Source organism: Halomonas llamarensis, assembly GCF_023555005.1.
Classification (GTDB): domain Bacteria; phylum Pseudomonadota; class Gammaproteobacteria; order Pseudomonadales; family Halomonadaceae; genus Vreelandella; species Vreelandella llamarensis.
Genome location: NZ_JAMJPJ010000150.1, coordinates 1 through 255 on the forward strand (window position 1 = coordinate 1; position 255 = coordinate 255).

General features: G+C 61.2%; 1 protein-coding gene. It reads left to right on the forward strand.

Annotated elements, in window-relative coordinates:
• On the forward strand, window positions 1–255 hold a 255-nt coding region (locus M8006_RS18575), incomplete at both ends, for an aldehyde dehydrogenase family protein (protein ID WP_250084610.1).

A 255-nucleotide genomic window follows, 5' to 3' on the forward strand; every position in this document is an offset into this window, starting at 1 on the left:
CCGAAGCCGCCTGGCCCGCGTGGCGTCAACACACGGCCAAAGCGCGCGCCAACCTGTTACGCGCTTGGTTCGATGCCATTATGGATCACCAAGAAGCGCTCGCCCGACTGATGACGCTGGAACAGGGTAAACCGATTGCCGAGTCGCGCGGCGAAGTCGCTTACGGCGCGTCGTTTGTCGAGTTCTACGCCGAAGAAGCCAAACGGATGGCAGGCGAAACCTTGCCCAGCCACGGTGCTGATAAGCGCATTTTGG